This is a genomic window from Pseudomonas sp., from assembly GCF_050739935.1.
In the GTDB taxonomy this organism is placed as follows: domain Bacteria; phylum Pseudomonadota; class Gammaproteobacteria; order Pseudomonadales; family Pseudomonadaceae; genus Aquipseudomonas.
In genome coordinates this window covers 65872-84508 of the sequence record NZ_JBOICF010000043.1, presented here as the reverse complement: position 1 = coordinate 84508, position 18637 = coordinate 65872, and the positions used below count along the sequence as shown (strand labels likewise).

The following is an 18637-nucleotide window of genomic DNA, read 5'->3' as shown; positions in this document are numbered from 1 at the left end:
TTCAGCCCCTCCGCCCGGACAGATCGACCGGCGACAGTGGATACGGCTTGTCGCGCACCGTGATCCAGTCCATGTAATCGGCGCGCATGCCGGGATAGCCGATCATCTTCCAAGCACCCATGTTCTTGTTGCCACCGTGGGACGGGTCAGCGAAATAACCATTACGCACTTCGTTGAGCAGGTTGGTGAAAAACAGCTTCGAGGAAATGTCGTCCAGCGCCAGCTTGCCGCTCTCGGCGGACTTGAGCAGGTCTTCCTGCTGAGCTTGGGAAAGTTCGGCGAACGCCTTGCCGGAGAAACTCTTCTTGCTATAGGCGTCCATCGACTTGATGCCGATGCGAAGGGTTTCGCGCAGGTTCAGACGCCCCTGGTAACCGAATTCCGGTGCAGCCTCGAGGAACGGCCCCTGCATGTACCAGATGCCGCCGTTGGCATACGGGGTCTGCATATGGCGGTCGAGAAATTCAGGGACGCCGAGCTCGACGGCGCCCGGGCCCACGTGATCGGACGGGATCAGGCGATCACAGGCGGCAGTCAGAAACGCCCATTCTTCGGGCGTGAAGAACGTCGGTTTGTAGTCGCCTGGAGCGGGGGCAGGTACTGCGGCCGAGGCCTGTTTCGCGTCGCTTGCCGGAGTCTGCGCAAAGGAACTGGTGGGAAGGCCTGCACTGGCCAGCGTTACGACGGGGATGAGCGTTAGCGACTTGCGTAGAAAATCGCGACGCGCCGGGGAGGTCTCGTCATCGAGCATGTTTCTTTTTCTCCTGGACTGAACACGGGTGTACTGATTTTTCTTTTGGTTTCTTGTTATGGGTGGCCCGGCGCAGACGAGCGCCGGGCGACTGGATTGCTAGCTAATAATTATCAAACTAAGCATTCGGGCGTTACTAAAACAGCGTTTGCCGTTCTGTGCCAGCAGCACGGCAAGCTTAAACGTTTCATCAGATCTTGAATTGACGAACGAGCTCGCTGAGATTGCCGCCCAATGCCGAAACGTCTCGCATGGTGCGCGCGCTCTGCTCGGTTTCTTCAGCCAGGTTTTCCACCGCGCCGGCAATCTGGTGCACGCTGCGGTTGATCTCCTCGGCGACCGAGGTCTGTTCTTCGGCAGCGCTGGCGATCTGGGCGTTCATCGCGTTGATGGTGCCGATCAGGTCCGAGATCGAATCCAGCGAAACGCCGACTTCGTTGGTCTGCACGTTGGCGCCCTCGCCCGCTTCGGTGGATCGACGCATGGCTTCGACGGAAGCATGGGTGCCCGTTTCAAGACGCGTGATCATGCCCTGGATTTCTTGCGTGCTCTGCTGCGTGCGGCTGGCCAACGCACGGACTTCGTCGGCGACTACGGCAAACCCTCGGCCAGCTTCACCGGCGCGCGCGGCTTCGATGGCTGCGTTGAGTGCCAACAGATTGGTCTGTTCGGCGATCGAGCGGATCACATCGAGCACCGAAACGATGGAGCGCACATCCTGCTGCAGGCTGTCGAGGCTGACACCGCTCTTGCGAATATCGTTGACCAGCGAGTCCATGCCGGTGATGTTGCTGCCCACGACCTTACGCGCGGCCTGGCCTTGCTGGTCGGTTTCGGCGGCGGCCTGGGCGGCGCGTTGCGCACTGGTGGCGACTTCCTGGGCGGCAGCGGACATTTCGTGAATCGCGGTGGCGACCTGATCGGTCTCCTCGCGCTGACGCTGCATGGCCTTCTCCGAATGCTGAGTCTGCTGCGAGGCCTGATCCACCAGCCCGGCGAGGTCGGTGGTCATTTGCGCGATCTGGCGCACCATGGCGTGGATCTTGTCGACGAACAGGTTGAACGACGTTGCCAGATCGCCCAACTCGTCGCGGCTGGTCACCACCAGGCGGTGAGTCAGGTCGCCGTCGCCCGCCGCGATGTCGTCCAGATTGGTCTTGAGAATGCGCAGCGGGCGCACGATGCCGTTTGCGGTCCATATACCGGCGGCAGCGGTCACCAGCAACAGGATCAGGGTCACCACGAAGACGCTGGCGAGAATATTGTGGGTACGGCTGGTCACGGCTGCCTGTTCGAGGACCATGGCGGCGTCGATGTCATCCATATTGATCGCGCTGCCCAGCACCATGTCCCACTTTTCCAGGTACACGGTGTAGCCGAGCTTTGGCACCTGAACCGCTTCGTCACCCGGCTTGGGGGCGGCGTAGTCGATGTAATGCTTTCCGTTTTTGGCGACCTCGACGAAGGTCTGATAGTGGTAGGTGCCGTCCGGATCGCGAGTGTCCCAGAAGCTTTTGCCCAGTCCGGCCGGGCTGTCGCCGCGAAAGACCCGCACGCCCTTTGTGTCGTAGCCGAAGAAATATCCGTCCTCGCCGTACTTCATCGGCTTGAGCAATTCCAGTGCCCTGTCCCGCGCGGCCATGTCGCCTTGTGCGGAAGCATCGTGCAACGGCTTGATCGTCGTCAGCGCCACGTCCACGTAATTCTTCAGCACTTGCCGGTTACGCTCCACCAGCTGCTGGCGGGTTTCTCTCATCTGCTGGTCGGCGCTGCTTTGCAACATCCATGCAGCGACGCCGCTGAGAATCATGGCAAACAGGAGCGCTGGAATGATCGCTAGGCAGAGCAATTTGCTCTTCACAGTAAGCTTCATGGAACTAGTCACCTTCGGTCGTGTGGTGATGACCTATCGGCCGAAGATCGTACGGCTTGAAATATTTTGATCACTTTTTGACGCCAGCGTGCTGACGAACGGCGTCTTTACGTCCTGTACACGCTAGAAATGACCGACGGTGTCACTGATTCGATGCCGTTGCTGGGGGGCGCGGTCGGACAACTGATAGCTCTCGCAACGCTTCAGCCACGAACCAGATGTTGCAAACAGTGGAAGCGTTATCATCGCAATCAGCTCGTTCATCGAGAATTAGCGTACAGACTGATACGCCGGGTTTGCCGCAGAACTTCTGGCGGATCAAAGGCTGCGACGTCTCCCACAGTGACCCGCTGTAAAGCGCAGCCAATATCCGGGCGCCACCTGAAATGACGGTATGCCTCCAATCTCAACGCCGCCATGCCATCCAACCGTGCCGCTTGTACCTATCCGGATACATTCCAGACAATCCGCCGACATCTGGCCCCGTCACCCTTCCGCCCCGCTCGCCGGCGAAGTAGCATGGCAGCGTCGTTCCTCACTCGCGGCCCAACCCGGCGGCATTACATGGCAGCCACATGCAAACGACCCCCGATAGCAGCACCGCCAGCCCCCAGGCCGAAGAGCGTCGCTGGAACACCCGCGCGCTGATCGTCGACGACGACATACCGATCCGGGAACTGCTGTGCGACTACCTGGCTCGCTTCAACATCCAGAGCACCGGGGTCACCGACGGCAACGCCATGCGCCAGGCTCTGGCCGAAGAAACCTACGATGTTGTCGTGCTGGACCTGATGCTGCCCGGTGAGGACGGCCTGTCGCTGTGCCGCTGGTTACGCAGTTCCTCGGACATACCGATCCTGATGCTCACCGCCCGCTGCGAACCCACCGACCGCATCATCGGTCTGGAACTGGGCGCCGACGACTACATGGCCAAACCCTTCGAGCCGCGGGAGTTGGTCGCCCGCATTCAGACTGTCCTGCGTCGGGTGCGCGACGATCGCACCGAAGAACGCACCACCCTGCGCTTCGACAACTGGCGCCTGAACAGTGTCCTGCGCCAGCTGACCGCCCCCGACGGGCTGGTGGTGCCGCTGTCCAACGCCGAATTCCGCCTGCTGCGCGTATTTCTCGAACGCCCGCGCCGGGTGCTCAATCGCGAACAACTGCTGGACGCCGCCCGTGGCCGCTCCATCGAGGCCTTCGACCGCAGCATTGACCTGCTGGTCTCGCGGCTGCGACAGAAACTGGGGGATGACCCCAAATCACCGCAACTGATCAAGACGGTACGGGGCGAAGGCTATATGTTCGACGCCAGGGAGATTGGTTGATCCGTTCGGCCGATACACTCTTCGCCCGACTGTTCGGCGGCGCGCTGCTGGCAATCGTGCTGGCGCATTTGCTGGCGTTCATGTGGTTTCATCATTACGGCCCGCCGATGCCGCCACCGCCGATGCCGCCGAGCGCTCAACCCGGCGCATCCGACACAGATATCGGTAAATTGGAGTCGGCTCTGGAGGCCCTGCGGCCGCCGCATCCACCTCCGGGACGGCCACCCTTTTTCGGCATCCCGCTGATTCCACTGTTCTTCCAACTGGTGACGCTGGTGATCGCCGCCTGGTTCGGCGCCAAGGCCCTTAGCCGGCCGGTGCAACGGATCAGCGACGCCGCCGAGCGACTCAGTGAAAACCTGGACAGCCCACCGTTGACGATCACCGGCCCCCGAGAAGCACGCCAGGCTGCGGCCACCTTCAACTTGATGCAGGAGCGCATCCGCGAGCAGGTACAACAACGTGGACGCATGCTCGCCGCGGTTTCCCACGATCTGCGCACCCCCCTCGCCCGCCTCAAGTTACGGGTCGAGCAGATCGAGGAGCCCAAGCTGCATGGCCAAATGTCCCAGGACTTGAACGACATGATCGGCATGCTCGATGCGACCCTGACCTATCTGAACGAACAGCGTACCCGCGAAGCCCTGCAGTATTTCGATGTGCAGGCGTTGATCGAATCCCTGACCGAGAATGCTCAGGACAACGGCGATGACATCGAGGCCAGCGGCACCTGTCGGCCGCTCAAGTCCCAGCCGATGGCCCTGCGTTCATGCCTGCACAACCTGATCGACAATGCCTTGCGCTACGCCGGACATGCGCGGGTGGTGATCGAAGACTCCAGCGATCGCCTGCGGGTTCGGGTGATGGACTCTGGCCCCGGCATCCCGGAGCACATGCGTGAAGCGGTGTTCGAGCCGTTTTACCGCGTTGAAGGCTCACGCAATCGCAACTCCGGCGGGGTCGGTATCGGCATGACCATCGCCCGCGAAGCCGCACGGCGCATGGGCGGTGATCTGCGCCTTGAAGAGACGCCAGGCGGCGGCCTCACCGCTGTGCTGGATCTGCCCAGGGTCTGAACCCGCCATCCAGCGTCATCTGCAGCGCAGGTTTTGCAAGTTAGTAGCTGCGCGCTTGCCCGCGTAAAGCCCTGACATCCACAACATTGATAGAGCGCCAACAAGCCTATTTGGGCAACTGCCGCACTCGACTCTCGGCCACCCAGTCCAGCAACAGGCTGTAGGCTACTGCCAGCAGGGTCGGGCCGATGAACAGGCCGATGAAGCCGAACGCCAGCAAGCCACCAAACACCCCCAGCAATACGATCACCAGGGGCAGGTTACCGCCGCGACTGATCAGGTAAGGCTTGAGCACGTTATCCACGCCGCTGACGATGAACGTGCCCCAGAGGCCGAGAAAGATCGCCATACCGTACTCGCCCTTCCAGGCCAGCCAGGCCGTGGCCGGTATCCAGATCAGTGGCGGTCCCATCGGCACCAGGCTTAGCAGAAAGGTGCCGATCCCCAGGACCAATGCTCCGGGAATCCCTGCAATCAGAAAGCCGATCAGCGCCAACACCGCCTGTGCCGCAGCCGTGCCGATCACCCCGTTGACCACTCGCTGAACAGTGCCCGCCACCAGATCGACGTAATACTGCGCGCGGTCACCGATCAGCCGCTCCAGCAGACTGAGCACGAACGCCGCCAATCGTGGGCCATCGCGGTAGAAGAAGAATACGAAAACGATGCTCAGGGTCAGTTCGAGAATGCCGCCGCCGATCTGCGCGCTGCGCGCCAGCAACCAGTTGCCGACCTGACCCAGATAAGGTTTGAGACTGGCCAGCAGTGCGGCGCCCTGCTGATCGATAGTGGTCCAGTAGCCCACAAGCCGTTCGCCCACCAACGGAATGCTGCCCAGCCAGGTGGGCGGATCGGGCAGACCGTCGACCTGCACGTCCTTCACGAAAGCCGTCGCATCGCGCACATGATCGGCCAGATTGAATCCCAGCCACACCAGCGGCGCCGCCACCAGCAGCATCCAGCCCAGGGTCAGGATGCTCGCTGCCAGTGACTCACGGCCGTTGAGCGCGCGAGTCAGCAGGCGCATCAGCGGCCAACTGGCAAAGGCCAATACCGCACCCCAGAACAGCGCCGACCAGAACGGCGCCATCACCCATAAACAGGCACCGAGCAGTGCCAGCAGAAGAATCTGCACCAATAGGCGATCGTTATTGATCATGGGTTCATTCCATAGAAGAAAAGTCCGAAGACGTGAAGCATAACGGCGAACCCCACGGCTCGCCTCATCACACCTCAAGCTTCAGAGACAGAGCGCGCTTCAGCGAATGAGTTCGAGGGTCAGGCCCTGGGTCTGTTTGTTTCCTGCTTCCAGTCGCGCGGCACGTACGCCACCGTTGACCAGTGCTTCGCGCCAGGCCTCGCCTCGTGGTCCGGAAATCGTCACGCGCAAGCTGCTGTCCAGATTAAGGCCCCGTGACAGCAAGGTAATCCACGGCTCTGCCGGCGCGCCATTGAGCATCGGCAGCTCCAGATCGCCCGAGCTTTTCAGCTCGCGCAGTAAGGTCGCGGAAGTCGGCAGCAGCTCCCCTAGCGGTGCGCTGGCCTGGAATTGCTCGACATGCAGATAGGCTCGACGGTTGCCTCGGGTGATGCTGTACAACGCGACCAGTTTGTCGTTATCGGGCGCCATCAGACGCAGCAGCAGATAAGCCTGGCCGTTGTCCGAGCCATACAGCCTGGAGTTGCCAAACACTTCGTTGGCCCACAGGCTGCTCTCGCCGCAATCCCGTGCCTGACACCAGAACAACAGCTGTGCGCCCTGCTTCTGCAAGTCCTCGCGGGCCGCTGTAAAGGCTTCATCGGCGGAGCGCTCGGCGGGCAATTGATAGGTGATCGAAGAGGCGCTGCCACGGGAAGAAACCTGGCCGTCGAAACGCAGCTGGCCACTGATCTTGCGAATCGAGCCCAGCGGATAGACGCGTTCAAGCTCTACGGCAGGTCGGTAATCGACGATTTCCGCGTCGGTGGGCCGTGGCAGGTTAGCGAAATCCTGACTGCCTGGGACATCAGCCGCAGGACTGATGGTGGCGTAACCGCTCAGGCATAGCAGCAAACCCAGAGCACGTGATAGACGCATAGGGGCTCTCATCGCAGGAAAATCGAGGGGCAAACGAATACCGCACGGATGTGCGGCATGGGGCGGGGTGAACTTGTCGAGCGTGGGCGGTGGTCCATCGTGCTGTCTCCTGTTTCAACTCGCCCAGCGTCGACAGTTGCGCTGTGCAAGTCAAGGAACGGCGAAGAACCGATTGAAACAGTCTGCAACAGCGTTCGCGCCAGCCTCGTCATTGAGATGCAGATGATGCCCGCCGGGCAGCACAGTCACCTGAAACGGCACACTGTCGAGCAGCTCCTTGTTCTGGGCCAACATGCCCTCCTGCGCCACCACCAGTTGCGCGGGACAGCGCACGGCATTGACAAAGGACAACGCCTGAGCGCGGGTCAGGCGAGTCGGGGACGCCAGGGTCAGGCGGCTGTCGCTGCGCCATGTGTAGCCGCCGGGTACCGGCATCAGCCCGCGCTGGGCCAACAGCTCGGCAGCGTCACGACTGACCGCGACCATGCCCTTCATTCGCGCCTCGACCGCACGATCCATTTCGGCATACACCGGCTTGCGCTTGCTCGACGCCACCAGTTGCGCCTGCAAGGCCGCACCCATGCGCTCGGCGGCACCTTCGGGCTCGCCCAGCGGCGGGATCAGACCGTCGATCAGTGCCAGGCGATTGATTCGCTCGGGCAAGGCGCCAGCAATGATCACCGAAACGATGGCGCCCAACGAATGCCCTAACAGCGAAAACTTCTCCCACCCCATCTGCCTCGCCGCCTGCAATACATCGTGGGCGTAATCCGGCAAGGCGTAACCGGCGCCTGGTGGACGATGGTCGGAATGGCCGTGGCCTGCCATGTCCAGCGCCAGAATGCGCAAGCCGTCGAGCTTCGGCGCCAGCCGGGCAAAGCTGTTGGCGTTATCCAGCCAACCGTGCAGTGCAATCACCGGCTGGCCGTCTTGCGGCCCGAACAGGTGCGCCGCCAGTTCGATGTGCGGCAGGCTCAGGCGGATTTCTTCGACCGAACACGTCATGCGCTGACCTGTTGCCGAGTCAGGCCGTCATTGGCGGGTTGGGTGCGGGCGCTCCAGCGGGAGAACAGGTTCTTGAGCAATTGCGCGGTGTCCTGGGGGTGTTCCAGCGGAAACATGTGCCCGCCCGGGACCGAAAGATACACGCCTTCGCGCATGCTTTTCACCGACATCGCATGATGACGGCGTACCACATCGCTGTGCTCGCCCCGGACCATTGCCAGCGGCACCCGCAAATGACGGGCCATGCCAGGGCTGGTGTGGGGCACGCTGCGGTAGATACTGATCTCCGTCGCCGGGTCGAAGCGCAAGCGCAGTTGCTCGCCATCCGCTTGCAGCCCGTGCAGCAGATAGGCCTCGAAGCATTCGGGATCGAAGCGTCGGAACAGGGTCTTGCCGGAGAAATAATGCCGGGCGGCGTCCAGGTCACTGAAGATTTCACGCCGGCCAAGGGTGCGGCCGGCAGGCGTAATGCGATCAATGAAGCCGAAACGCTTGGCCGCCCGGATCATCCATTGATCGAAGCGCGTCAAGACCGGGGAATCGAGCATGACCACGCCGCGATACAACTCAGGATGACGTAACGCGGCATGGTAATGCAGCACGCCGCCGAGTGAGTGCCCGACACCCCATACCGGCTGCGGCTGTTCGCGCAAATGATGAATCAGTTCGTCGACCAGATTGGGCCAGTTGTCGGTCACCGGAAAACGTGGATCGTGAGCGTGCTGCGCCAAGTGAGTGATCTGAAACTCATCCCCCAGTGCCGCGAACAACTTGCCGTAGGTGGCTGAGGGAAAGCCGTTGGCGTGAGCGAAGAATACGTGTTGAGTCATGCCGGCACTTCCAGTGAGCCCTGATCAGGGTGCAATTGTGCGCGCCGGCATCTGGCAGCAGCAATGACCGGAACTGCCATCGGTGATGACACTCCGGTCATGCACGCTTCTGATCAGCGTGCTGGCGGCTGCTCGCCCAAAGGAACGATCGCGACGGTCAGGCGAGAGATGCAACTGACCTTGCCTTCATCGCTGGTGAGGCGAATGTCCCAGACATGGGTCGTGCGGCCGATGTGAACCGCATGCGCCACGGCGGTCACGCGCCCGCTGCGCAGGCCGCGCAAGTGGTTGGCGTTGATTTCAAGGCCCACACAGAAGTATTTACTGGTATCGATGGCCAGATAACTGGCGGAAGAACCGACGGTTTCCGCCAGCACCACCGAAGCGCCGCCGTGCAGCAGGCCGTAGGGCTGATGGGTGCGATGATCGACCACCATGCTGGCGGTCAGCGACTGGTCGTCGAACGCTTCGAAACGAATATCCAGCACCTCGCCAATGGTGTTCTTCTGCATGGCATTGAGGGCTTCGAGGTTGGGAGTTTCACGCCAAAGACTCATTGTTCTTCCTTGTTTTGAATAGACGCGCAATCGAATGGTGCGCATGAACATTGTCGGAACCGGCTTGCTGGCGAACGCGGCGTATCAGGCGCCATTTTATGTAACCGAACGACCGCTTTCGCCAGCAAGCCGGCTCCTACATTAAATGTCATCGGTGTGGGTATACGGGCGTCACCCCGGATGCCGAACGCCTACCAGGGTCATCGCCCCGGCCAACGGAAAGTCCGCTTCAAGCTCGGCAAGGCCGGCAGTGTGCATTGGCTCGGCTTGCTGCAGATTGCCATGTACCGCCAGACCGATCAGCGAACCCACCAGCGGCTGATGACTGACCAGCAGCACGTCGTCCGACGCATATAGATCCAGGTTTTGCAGTACCTTGCGCGGATCGGTATCCGGGGTCAGCCAGGGCACGGTGACGACAGAGTCGGCGAAGCCCAGAGCCTGACGCACCAGTTCAGCGGTTTGCTGGGCGCGCACGTACGGGCTGGCGATGATCCAGCGCAGTGGACGACCCATCAGGTGTGCGGCACTGGTCAGCACTTCTTCGCGGCCTTTGGCGGTCAGCTCGCGTTCGGCGTCCGTACGGGCCCGGTTCTGAGCTTCGCCGTGACGCAGAATCCACATTTTCATAGCTTCGGTTCCTCGTCTCGCACTGGATGCTCGGCGGCAGGCACGCTGTGCGGAGCCTCCCCTTCCGGCGCGCGTGGCGCGGGCCAGTCGGCAAACGGCCAGGGTTTCTGGTCGGTATGAAAGGTGCCGAAACGGCCGATCTGTGCCAGGAACTGGCTCAAGCTGTCGCCGAATGACATCAGGCTCAGGCTCGGCGCTCCATAGAACAGGCGGTAAGCCAGTTGCACCAGCACCACGACAGCCAGAACGATTTCCGCGACCTGCCAGACCACGACAAACACCACCATCCACAGGATGCGCAGGAGGATCGATTCGTGTTGCTTGAATTTTGATTCGTTCAAGAGCTTCTCCACAGGGGCTTATATCGAGGCTACACACCGGCGTAGCAGTGAAATCAGTTGAAACCGCTGGTCGAGATGAAATCGACGTCGGTCTTGGGTTCGGCGCGCATCAGCAATTCGATGACCTGTTCCAGCGTGCGCCCTTCGAAGAGAATCGCATGCAGACCTGCGACCAGCGGCATGTACACCTGGACTTCCTGCGCCTTGGCCTTGAGCACCTTGAGCGTGTTGACCCCCTCGGCCACCTCGCCCAGCCGGGTCACGGCTTCGTCCAGGCTCAAGCCCTGCCCCAGCGCGAAACCGACCTGGTAATTGCGGCTCTTGGGCGAGGAACAGGTCACGATCAGGTCACCGACACCAGCAAGGCCGAGAAACGTCATCGGGTTGGCGCCTTGGCTCACGGCGAACCGGGTCATCTCCGCCAGCGCGCGCGTGATCAGCATGCTTTTGGTGTTCTCGCCCATGCCCAGCGCCACCGCCATGCCGGCGATGATGGCGTACACGTTTTTCAGCGCCCCACCCAGCTCCACGCCAAAACGATCGGCACTGGCGTATACACGGAAGGTACGACCGTGGAGGGCCGCCTGAACCTGCTGGCAGAGGTCTTCATCTTCGCTGGCGACCACGGTGGCGGTCAGTGCATGTTCGGCGATTTCGCGCGCCAGGTTCGGCCCGGACAGCACGCCGATGCGGGCCTCTGGCGCGATGTCTTCGAGGATTTCGCTCATCAGTTTGAAGGTCTGGGCCTCGATGCCTTTGGTCAGACTGACCAGCATCTTGCCGGTCAGCAGCTCGACATGCGGCGTCAATACGCTACGCAGCGCGCTGGATGGCAGGGCGACGAACACCAACTGGCTGTCGCTCAACACGCTCTGCAGGTCCGTCACCGGCTTCACCGCATCGAGCACCTTGATGCCCTTGAGATAGCGCGGATTCTCGCGATTGACGCGAATCGCCTCGGCCTGCTCGGGGTCACGCATCCATTGCAGGACCCGGTGGCCATTCTCGGCCAGCAGGTTGGCCACGGCCGTCCCGAAGCTGCCGCCACCCAGAACTGCGATCGGTTGCTGTTGGGTCATAAAACAATCCATTTAGAGCCATCAGATCTGGCGATGACAGCATTATACGGAGCGCCGTGCTCGCCACCAGCGGCAAAACAAGGCAGCGCGTCTCACAGGTGGAGCGCCTACTCTTGATAAGGAAAATCCCTACGGCTCGGTTAAGATGCGCGCGCCGAATGAAAATTCCACCGCGGCGCCGATGAGCTATTGTCAGAGCGTTTCTTGATGAGATCAGTCAATGACCCGACCCCCTTCCCAGGCCTGGTGCCTCGCACACGATGGTGAATGAACCGCCCATGACGACGATAACCTGGCCATGACTGCACAACGTGGCTGGAACATCAGCACCCGCACACAAATCCTGAGCCTGGGCCCGGCCTTGCTGCTGACCCTGCTGCTGATCAGCTTCTTCACTGTGGTGCGCATTCAGGACCTTCGCCAGGAACTGACTCATACCGGTCAATTGATCGCCAATCAATTGGCTCCAGCGTGCGAATATGGCGTGATCGTGGGCAGCGACGAGCTGCTGGAAAGTCTCATGAAAGCCACCATGAGCACGCCTCATGTGCGTTTTCTCGAGGTTCAGGACAGCACCGGCAAAGTCCTGGTACACGTTGAGCAGGCCGGCGAGAACGGTCACACCCGGCCAATGGAGATCTTTCAGGCGCCCATCCGTCTACAGCAGATCAAAGCCGATAGCCGTCGCCTGGGCGATGCCGATGACTTCGCCAGCGTGCCCGTCGAGGATTATGTCGGACGCGTGCTGGTAGGGATGTCCAGCGATGCCTTCAACGTGCGCGAACAGGAAATCCTGCTCAAGGCCGGGATCCTCGCCCTGTTTGCCCTCCTGTTTACCTACATTCTGGCGCGACGTCTGTCCCTGAGTCTGTCCCAGCCGATCAGCGCCATGAGTGACGCGGTCAAGGCCATTCAACACGGCGATTACACTGTCCCCTTACCAGTGGCCGACGACGCCGAACTGGGCGATCTGGCGCGGCATATCAACAATCTGGCGCTGGGGCTCGAGAAAGCCAGTCGCGAACAGAAAAAAGCCATGGATGAGCTGATCAGAACCCGCGAAGAAGCCGAGCGCGCCAACAGCGCCAAATCGGAGTTTCTGGCGATGATGAGCCACGAACTGCGCACCCCGATGAACGGCGTCCTGGGCATGCTGCAGTTGATGGAAACCACAAAGATGACCGAGGAGCAGGCCGAATATGCGGCCTTGGCCACTGAGTCCACCGAACATCTGCTGCGTGTGATCAACGACATTCTCGATTTCTCCCGTTTCGAACGCGACGCACTGGAACTGGAGAACATTTCGTTCAATCTCGCCGAACTGATCGTCACCTCGGTTCAGGCGTTTGCCCACAACGCCCAACAGCGGGGTCTGACGCTGGAACTCGAGCTGCAACCGGGCCTGGATCTGTTGCGGGTCAACGGTGACCCAACCCGCATCCGGCAGATTCTGGTGAACCTGATCGGCAACGCGCTGAAGTTCACCGAGTTCGGCAGCGTGCGGGTGGAGACGTCATGGCAACAGCACGATGCTCAGCACATCCTGTTCACCTGCGCGGTGCGTGACAGCGGCATAGGCATTTCCGCGCAATTGCTGGAATCGATGTTCGACGCGTTTCAACAGGCGGACAACTCGATTTCCAGGCGTTACGGCGGCACCGGCCTCGGCCTGCCCATTGCCAGAAACCTGGCCGAGCGCATGGGCGGATCGCTGCAGGCGCAGAGCAGTGAAGGAATCGGCTCAGTGTTCACCCTGCAGATTCCCTTGCAATGGGTCCAACAGGAAGACTCCCTGGCACTGCCCGGCGCGGTAGACGAGATGTCTCAGACGCGCGAAGGCGGCGTGCTGCTGGTCGAGGACAACCCGGTCAATCGCACCGTAGTCGAAGCCATGCTGCGCAGCCTGGGTTTACAAGTCAGCGTGGCGGGCGATGGTGCACAGGCGGTGAGCATGGCCTGCCATGAAAAATTCGCCCTGATCCTGATGGATTGCCGTCTGCCAGTCATGGACGGGTACGAGGCGACGCGCAGGATTCGCCAGCTCCCCGGCCGCGAAACGCTGCCTATCATCGCCCTGACCGCCAACGCTCGACACGGAGACCGGGATGTCTGTTTACAGGCGGGTATGAACGATTACCTGGCCAAGCCCTTCAAACGTGCTGATTTACAGCAGGTTTTACAGCGCTGGCTGACCATTAAGGCATCTGCGACTGGCGATAAATGATAAATTGCGGCAGTCTTGTGTGCCGTGATCGACCCGCGCCGACGCGCGGACGGAAAATTTCAGTGCACAGGTGTACATTCATTTCACCCGTGCTGTGACTTTCACTACAACGCAATAGTCTATGAGTAGGCTGCCAGCACGCTGGTCAGATTGGGTTAGTACGCCACACCCTGCCGCACAGGATTATCGAGGAGCTCGCATGACCAAACAAAACGCCTTTACCCGGGAAGACTTGCTGCGCTGCAGTCGCGGCGAGCTGTTCGGCCCAGGTAACGCGCAACTGCCCGCCCCCAACATGTTGATGATCGATCGGATCACTCATATCAGCGAGGAAGGCGGCAAGTACGGCAAAGGTGAATTGGTCGCCGAACTGGATATCAGCCCGGACCTGTGGTTCTTCGGCTGTCACTTCGAAGGCGATCCGGTGATGCCGGGCTGCCTGGGCCTCGACGCCATGTGGCAACTGGTCGGTTTCTTCCTGGGCTGGCAAGGTCTGCCGGGCCGTGGCCGTGCGCTGGGTTCGGGCGAAGTCAAATTCTTCGGCCAGGTCCTGCCGACCGCCAAGAAGGTCACCTACAACATCCAAATCAAGCGCGTCCTCAAAGGCAAGCTGAACCTGGCGATCGCCGACGGTTCGGTGACCGTGGACGGTCGCGAAATCTACACCGCCGAAGGCCTACGGGTCGGCGTGTTCACCTCCACTGACAATTTCTAAGGGTATTCGCATGCGCCGCGTCGTTATCACTGGTCTGGGCATTGTTTCCTGCTTGGGCAATGACAAAGACACCGTCTCCGCCAACCTGCGTGCAAGCCGCCCTGGCATCCGTTTCAATCCGGAATATGCCGAAATGGGCCTGCGCAGCCAGGTTTCCGGCTCGATCGACCTCAACCTCGAAGAGCTGATCGACCGCAAGATCTACCGTTTCGTCGGTCACGCCGCGGCCTATGCCTATCTGGCGATGCAGGACGCGATCAAGGATTCGGGCCTGAGCGAAGAGCAGGTTTCCAATCCCCGCACTGGCCTGATCGCAGGCTCCGGCGGTGCTTCGACCCTGAACCAGATGGAAGCGTTGGACATCCTGCGCGAAAAAGGCGTCAAGCGTGTCGGCCCGTACCGTGTGACCCGCACCATGAGCAGCACCGTTTCGGCTTGCCTGGCGACGCCATTCAAGATCAAGGGCCTGAACTACTCCATCGCTTCTGCCTGCGCTACCAGTGCTCACTGCATCGGTACCGCCATGGAGCAGATCCAGATGGGCAAGCAGGACGTCGTGTTCGCCGGTGGCGGCGAAGAAGAACATTGGAGCCAGTCGTTCCTGTTCGATGCCATGGGCGCACTGTCCAGCAAGCGCAACGAAACCCCGGAACAGGCATCCCGTGCCTACGACGCCGACCGTGACGGTTTCGTGATCGCCGGCGGTGGCGGCATGGTCGTCGTCGAGGAACTGGAACACGCTCTGGCTCGCGGCGCGAAGATCTACGCCGAACTGGTTGGCTACGGTGCAACCTCCGATGGCTACGACATGGTCGCGCCTAGCGGCGAAGGCGCCATCCGCTGCATGCAGCAGGCGCTGTCGACCGTCGACGGCAAGATCGACTACCTGAACACCCACGGCACCTCGACCCCGGTCGGCGACGTCGCGGAAATGAAAGGTGTGCGTGAAGTGTTCGGCGACAACGCGCCAGCCATCAGCTCAACCAAGAGCCTGTCGGGTCACTCCCTGGGCGCCGCCGGCGTGCACGAAGCGATCTACTGCATGCTGATGATGGAAGGCAACTTCATGGCCGGTTCCGCCAATATCGATGAGCTGGACCCAGCGGTCGCTGACCTGCCGATCCTGACCAAGACTCGCGAAAACGCCGAGATCAATCTGGTCATGAGCAACAGCTTCGGCTTCGGTGGCACCAACGCCACGCTGGTAATGAAGCGCTGGACCGGTAAGTAATCCGACCGATCGCAGCATGTGAAAAGGCGCCTCTCGGGGCGCCTTTTTAATGCCTGAAGAAACGCGGTCCATCGCAGAAGCCGGCTTGCCGGCGAATGCGCAGTACCAGACAGCTCATTTACTACTGATCCACCGTATTGGCCAGCAAGCCAGTTCCTACAGTTCAAATCATTAGCACGTTACACCGCGAATTCCGCCACCATTGCGTTCAGATCCGTCGCCAGCCGCGACAGGTCATGGCTGGCCGCGCTGGTCTGGTGGGCGCCCGCCGAACTCTGCAACGCCAGGTCGCGGATGTTGGTGATGTTACGGTCGACCTCCCGCGCCACTTGCGCCTGCTGTTCGGAGGCACTGGCGATCACCGTGTTGCGCTCGGTGATCAGGGAAATCGCGGCTGCGATCTCGTCCAGCGCCACGCCTGCCGACTGCGCCAGTTCAAGCGTCGAACGTGCACGGCTATTGCTGCCTTGCATCGCCGCGACCGTCTCATCGGTGCCCTGACGAATATCGCCGACCAGCACCTCGATCTCCTGGGTCGATGATTGGGTGCGATGGGCCAGCGCCCGCACCTCATCGGCGACCACGGCAAATCCACGACCGGCCTCCCCCGCCCGCGCCGCCTCGATTGCAGCGTTGAGTGCCAGCAGGTTGGTCTGCTCGGCCACCGAACGAATCACATCCAGCACCTTGCTGATGCCATAGACTTTCTGCGCCAGGATTTCCACCTGATCGCCGGTCTGCGTCACATCTCGCGCCAGATGATTGATCGAGAGCACCGTGTCTTGCACCTGCTGACGACCACGCTGAGCGATGCGCTCGGATTCATCAGAAGCCTCGGAAGTGGCCACCGCGTTACGCGCTACTTCCTCCACTGCCGCCGTCATCTGGTTGACCGCCGTGGCCGCCTGGTCGATTTCCAGATTTTGCTGACGCAGTCCGCGAGTGGAATCCTCGGTCACGGTGCTCAACTCTTCCGACGCTGACGCCAGCTGGCCCGAGGAATCGGAAATGCGCAGGAGCGTGCGGCGCAGGCTCTGTTGCATGGCTTTCAACGCCTCCAGCAATCGCGCAGGCTCATCGCGCCCACGGACGACGATATCGGCCGTCAGATCCCCCGCCGCGATAACCTGGGCAATGCCCAAGGCTTGAGCCAGCGGCTGGACGATGCTGCGGGTCAGTACCCAGGCCAATACCAGGGTGATGAGCGCGGTCAGCACCATCATGCCAGCCATCCACCGCTGAGCGCTGCCGAACACCGACTGGGCCACATTGGTCGCGTCGTTGGCCCCTTGCTTATTCAACGCACTGAGTTCGTTGAGAGCCTGAGTCATCTGGTCGGCGTGCTGATTCATCTCGCCGTTGATCACCCGAAGGGCCTCATCCAGCTGATTGTGCGCCGACAACTCCATTACCCGTCCCTGCCGCTGAAAATAAGCCTGCTTGGCAACGGAGAACTGTTCATACATGCCGCGTTCGCGAGGGGCCTCGATCAGCGAGACGTATCGCTGTTCGGTGGTTTGCAGATTGGCCTTGAGCTGTTCGAGTTTGGTGGTGTTTTCCTGCAGCGCTGCCGGATCGCGATTGAGCATCAGGCGCAGGGTCAGGGTCCTGATGCGCATCAGCTCCTGCCCCATCGACCCCAGTTCCATGACGCTGGGCAGCCACTTGCTGTCCACCAGATCCGATTGCTTGCGCATGCTCGACATCTGCATCAACGCGAAGGCACCGAGGGCAAAAACCAGCAGCGCCAGCACACCAAAACCGAGTGCGGCACGGGGTGCGATATTCATATTTCTTACGGTCACGATGGGTCCCTCCCCAAAAATTTCTTGCCTTTGAAAATCGGGCTGGTTGACGCCACTGCTATCGGCTACAAGGGCTAGATTCTGTAGGAAGTTTCAGAGATTCATTTGAGAGTCGTTCGCAATGCTAACCGTTCGAATGGAATTCGAAGCACATACGATCCAGACGGTGGGGTGCGTGATCCGTATCCTGTCGCCAAGCCTCCGAGAGCCATGCCATGTTGACCATCAAACCCCGCGCAGAAGACGTCGAAGGCCAGCCGATCCTGCGTCCCCTGCCTTCCGCGAAATGCCGCAGTGTCGGGCCGTTCGTATTCTTCGACCACATGCTGGAAACGTCCTACGCGCCTGGGACCGGCATGGACATCCGCCAACATCCGCATATCGGGTTGTCGACTCTCACCTACTTGTTCGAAGGGCAGATCCAGCACAAGGACAGCCTGGGCAGCGACCAGCACGTAATGCCCGGCGAAGTGAGCTGGATGACCGCAGGCAAGGCCATCGCCCACATTGAACGCACCCCGCAGGCCCAGCATGACAGCGGCTCGCGGTTGCATGGCTTGCAGGTCTGGCTGGCATCACCAAAGGCACATGAGCAGGGTACGGGCCATTACAGTCATCACCCGGCCGACAGCCTGCCGGTCAGTGAGGGGATGGGAATCAGCATTCGGATGATCGCTGGCAAAGGCTTTTGCCTGGAGTCGCCGGTACCCGTGCTTTCGCCGACCCTGTACGCCGAGCTGAAAATGCAGGCCGCGACGACGCTATTGATTCCAGCTGAGCATGAACAACGAGCGCTGTATGTGATCGCAGGCGAAGGGCTGCTCGATGGCGAACCGGTAGAGCCCCGCAGCCTGGTGGTGCTTGAACCTGGCGATGAACCGACCCTATGTGCCGCGAGTGAGTGCCACGCAGTGTTGATCGGCGGTGCGGCGCTGGATGGGCCGCGAAGGATGAACTGGAATTTCGTTGCCAGCGATCCGGCGTTGATCGACCAGGCGCGAGCGAAATGGGCGGCCGGCGATTGGCCGACCGTGCCGGGGGAAGTGACGCGAATTGAATTGCCAGTGAGTAGAAAATAAGGCCCCCCACTCAGTCGCGCCGGGCAACGTATCTGT

Annotated in this window: 17 protein-coding genes and 2 pseudogenes; 6 read left to right on the top strand and 13 right to left on the bottom strand. The window is 61.0% G+C overall.

Annotated features, from left to right (window positions below; genetic code table 11):
• Position 1: 1 nt before the first annotated feature.
• The 3 genes and pseudogenes from ACRER8_RS07655 to ACRER8_RS07645 form a co-directional block, all read right to left on the bottom strand.
• Positions 2 to 751: a gluconate 2-dehydrogenase subunit 3 family protein gene (locus ACRER8_RS07655; RefSeq protein ID WP_431745732.1), complete on the bottom strand. Its 750-nt coding sequence runs from the start codon at positions 749 to 751 to the stop codon at positions 2 to 4.
• Between the two features lie 190 nt (positions 752 to 941).
• Positions 942 to 1697, bottom strand: coding sequence for a methyl-accepting chemotaxis protein (locus ACRER8_RS07650; RefSeq protein ID WP_431745766.1), 756 nt, complete (start codon positions 1695 to 1697; stop codon positions 942 to 944).
• A gap of 102 nt (positions 1698 to 1799) precedes the next feature.
• Positions 1800 to 2534 (bottom strand): annotated as a pseudogene (locus tag ACRER8_RS07645) (cache domain-containing protein); the annotation flags it as partial.
• A 665-nt stretch (positions 2535 to 3199) separates the two neighbouring features.
• Here ACRER8_RS07645 and ACRER8_RS07640 point away from each other — a divergent pair.
• Together ACRER8_RS07640 and ACRER8_RS07635 are read left to right on the top strand one after the other, a co-directional pair.
• Entirely contained in the window at positions 3200 to 3952 is a 753-nt protein-coding gene (locus ACRER8_RS07640; protein WP_431745731.1) for a response regulator, read from the top strand.
• On the top strand, positions 3949 to 5028 hold the full coding sequence (locus ACRER8_RS07635; protein ID WP_431745730.1) for a sensor histidine kinase: 1080 nt from the start codon (positions 3949 to 3951) through the stop codon (positions 5026 to 5028). Before ACRER8_RS07640 ends, ACRER8_RS07635 begins: the two co-directional genes overlap by 4 nt.
• A gap of 106 nt (positions 5029 to 5134) precedes the next feature.
• Here the strand turns inward: ACRER8_RS07635 and ACRER8_RS07630 are convergent, their stop codons facing one another.
• The 8 genes from ACRER8_RS07630 to ACRER8_RS07595 form a co-directional block, all read right to left on the bottom strand.
• Entirely contained in the window at positions 5135 to 6187 is a 1053-nt protein-coding gene (locus ACRER8_RS07630; protein WP_431745729.1) for an AI-2E family transporter, read from the bottom strand.
• Positions 6188 to 6286: 99 nt separating this feature from the next.
• On the bottom strand, positions 6287 to 7105 hold the full coding sequence (locus tag ACRER8_RS07625) for a DUF4892 domain-containing protein (RefSeq protein ID WP_431745728.1): 819 nt from the start codon (positions 7103 to 7105) through the stop codon (positions 6287 to 6289).
• A gap of 150 nt (positions 7106 to 7255) precedes the next feature.
• Positions 7256 to 8110, bottom strand: coding sequence for an alpha/beta fold hydrolase (locus ACRER8_RS07620; protein ID WP_431745727.1), 855 nt, complete (start codon positions 8108 to 8110; stop codon positions 7256 to 7258).
• Entirely contained in the window at positions 8107 to 8940 is an 834-nt protein-coding gene (locus ACRER8_RS07615; protein ID WP_431745726.1) for an alpha/beta fold hydrolase, read from the bottom strand. The genes ACRER8_RS07620 and ACRER8_RS07615 overlap by 4 nt, the downstream gene beginning before the upstream one ends.
• A 113-nt stretch (positions 8941 to 9053) precedes the next feature.
• Positions 9054 to 9497 (bottom strand): hotdog fold thioesterase, encoded by a 444-nt coding sequence (locus tag ACRER8_RS07610; RefSeq protein WP_431745725.1) that lies wholly within the window; start codon positions 9495 to 9497, stop codon positions 9054 to 9056.
• 171 nt (positions 9498 to 9668) lie between these two features.
• Positions 9669 to 10127, bottom strand: coding sequence for a phosphohistidine phosphatase SixA (sixA, locus tag ACRER8_RS07605; RefSeq protein WP_431745724.1), 459 nt, complete (start codon positions 10125 to 10127; stop codon positions 9669 to 9671).
• On the bottom strand, positions 10124 to 10414 hold the full coding sequence (locus ACRER8_RS07600) for a DUF4389 domain-containing protein (RefSeq protein WP_431745765.1): 291 nt from the start codon (positions 10412 to 10414) through the stop codon (positions 10124 to 10126). The genes sixA and ACRER8_RS07600 overlap by 4 nt, the downstream gene beginning before the upstream one ends.
• A 107-nt stretch (positions 10415 to 10521) precedes the next feature.
• Complete coding sequence (locus ACRER8_RS07595) at positions 10522 to 11547, bottom strand: NAD(P)H-dependent glycerol-3-phosphate dehydrogenase (RefSeq protein WP_431745723.1); 1026 nt, start codon at positions 11545 to 11547, stop codon at positions 10522 to 10524.
• Between the two features lie 298 nt (positions 11548 to 11845).
• Here ACRER8_RS07595 and ACRER8_RS07590 point away from each other — a divergent pair, with 298 nt between their 5' ends.
• The 3 genes from ACRER8_RS07590 (at position 11846) to fabB (ending at position 15717) form a co-directional block, all read left to right on the top strand.
• The gene (locus ACRER8_RS07590; RefSeq protein ID WP_431745722.1) at positions 11846 to 13771 is read left to right on the top strand and encodes a response regulator; all 1926 of its coding nucleotides are present in this window, start codon (positions 11846 to 11848) and stop codon (positions 13769 to 13771) included.
• 199 nt (positions 13772 to 13970) lie between these two features.
• Positions 13971 to 14486, top strand: a complete 516-nt coding sequence (gene fabA, locus ACRER8_RS07585) for a 3-hydroxyacyl-[acyl-carrier-protein] dehydratase FabA (RefSeq protein ID WP_431745721.1) — start codon at positions 13971 to 13973, stop codon at positions 14484 to 14486.
• 10 nt (positions 14487 to 14496) lie between these two features.
• On the top strand, positions 14497 to 15717 hold the full coding sequence (gene fabB, locus ACRER8_RS07580; RefSeq protein WP_431745720.1) for a beta-ketoacyl-ACP synthase I: 1221 nt from the start codon (positions 14497 to 14499) through the stop codon (positions 15715 to 15717).
• 179 nt (positions 15718 to 15896) lie between these two features.
• Here the strand turns inward: fabB and ACRER8_RS07575 are convergent, their stop codons facing one another.
• Complete coding sequence (locus tag ACRER8_RS07575; protein WP_431745764.1) at positions 15897 to 16760, bottom strand: methyl-accepting chemotaxis protein; 864 nt, start codon at positions 16758 to 16760, stop codon at positions 15897 to 15899.
• Positions 16755 to 17507 (bottom strand): annotated as a pseudogene (locus tag ACRER8_RS07570) (MCP four helix bundle domain-containing protein); the annotation flags it as partial. The gene ACRER8_RS07575 and the pseudogene ACRER8_RS07570, both read right to left, overlap by 6 nt.
• 230 nt (positions 17508 to 17737) lie before the next feature.
• Here ACRER8_RS07570 and ACRER8_RS07565 point away from each other — a divergent pair.
• Positions 17738 to 18601 (top strand): pirin family protein, encoded by an 864-nt coding sequence (locus ACRER8_RS07565; protein ID WP_431745719.1) that lies wholly within the window; start codon positions 17738 to 17740, stop codon positions 18599 to 18601.
• Positions 18602 to 18637: the final 36 nt, after the last annotated feature.